1 protein-coding gene and 1 pseudogene are annotated in these 975 nt (G+C 70.4%); both read left to right on the top strand.

Going from position 1 to position 975, the window contains the following annotated elements:
• Positions 1 to 184 (top strand): annotated as a pseudogene (locus ABME02_RS18420) (ABC transporter permease); the annotation flags it as partial.
• On the top strand, positions 181 to 975 hold a 795-nt coding region (locus tag ABME02_RS18415; protein WP_436408298.1), incomplete at its 3' end, for an ABC transporter permease subunit. The pseudogene ABME02_RS18420 and the gene ABME02_RS18415, both read left to right, overlap by 4 nt.

Raw genomic sequence — 975 nt, 5'->3', positions numbered from 1 at the left:
CGGGTTCGCGATGCAGGCCGCCGAGGGCGTCCCGATCGACATCGTCCTGGTCGTGCAGTCGTTGATCGTGCTGTTCATCGCGGCGCCGCCGCTGGTGCGGGCGATCTTCCGGCTCCCGCAGCCCGGCGCCAAGCCCAAGAAGCGAACCCGCACCCCACGCACGGAGGAGGTGGCGGCGAAGTGACCGCTCCCAGCCAGCACCACGCCACCGCCGCTCCGACCGAGCGGACCCTCGACAGCACGACCGTGATCAGCTGGAAGGCGCCGATCTCGTTCGCGGTGATCACCGTGCTGCTCGCCGTGCTGTTCCTCACCACCCGGCACAGCGGCGACGCGACGTTCCGCCTGTCCACGGGCAGCGACCTGATCCAGATCCCCGAGATCACCATCAGCGGCCCCGTCACGACGTGGACCTGCATCATCCTGCTGACCGGCATCACCGTCGTGTCCGCGGCGATGGTGCGCGCCAAGCGGTCCGTGCCGCTGTGGCTGGTCGTGATCTTCGCCGTGATCGGCCTGGTCGCGTTCCTGACCTGGGCCGCCGCGGGCGCCCGCACCCCGGTGATCCCGCTGCCCGGCCTGCTCGCCGGCGCGCTCAGCCTCTCCGTCCCGCTGATCTTCGGCGCCCTGTGCGGCGTCATCAGCGAACGGGTCGGCGTGATCAACATCGCCATCGAGGGCCAACTCCTGGCCGGCGCGTTCACCTCCGCCGTGGTCGCGTCCGTGATCGGGCAGCAGTGGCTCGGCCCGATCGTCGGCCTGGCCGCGGCCGCCGTGTCGGGCGTGCTCGTCGCGTTCGTGCTCGCCGCGTTCGCGATCAAGTACTTCGTCGACCAGGTCATCGTCGGCGTCGTGCTCAACGTCCTCGTGATCGGACTGACCAGCTTCCTCTTCTCCCAGGTCCTGGCCCCGAACGCCGCCCTGCTGAACTCCCCGCCCCGCCTGCAGCGCATCCCGATCCCGATCCTGTCCGAG

Origin of the sequence: Agromyces zhanjiangensis (assembly GCF_040496055.1) — a bacterium.
Taxonomy (GTDB): Bacteria; Actinomycetota; Actinomycetes; order Actinomycetales; family Microbacteriaceae; genus Agromyces; species Agromyces zhanjiangensis.
The sequence above is the reverse complement of the archived record's forward strand: the minus strand, read 5'-3'. Positions and strand labels throughout refer to the sequence as shown.